Annotated in this window: 1 protein-coding gene; it reads right to left on the minus strand. The window is 64.2% G+C overall.

Going from position 1 to position 243, the window contains the following annotated elements; all coding sequences use genetic code 11:
- The coding region (locus SB751_RS34390; RefSeq protein ID WP_410749544.1) for a thiamine pyrophosphate-binding protein at positions 1-243 on the minus strand (243 nt) is incomplete at both ends.

Genomic DNA, 243 nt, shown 5'->3' on the forward strand with positions numbered 1-243 from the left:
GGCCGATCGCGGCAGTCGGCACCTGGCCGCTGATCACGACCATCGGGATCGAATCCATGTAGGCCGTCGCGATGCCGGTCACCGCATTGGTGACACCGGGGCCGGACGTCACGAGACAGACGCCGACGTTGCCGGTGGAACGCGCATACGCATCGGCTGCGTGCACGGCCGCCTGTTCGTGGCGCACCAGCACGTGCTGAATCTTGTCCTGCTTGTAAAGCTCGTCGTAGATGTAGAGTACCG

The organism is Cupriavidus sp. SIMBA_020 (assembly GCF_046535395.1).
Classification (GTDB): domain Bacteria; phylum Pseudomonadota; class Gammaproteobacteria; order Burkholderiales; family Burkholderiaceae; genus Cupriavidus; species Cupriavidus campinensis.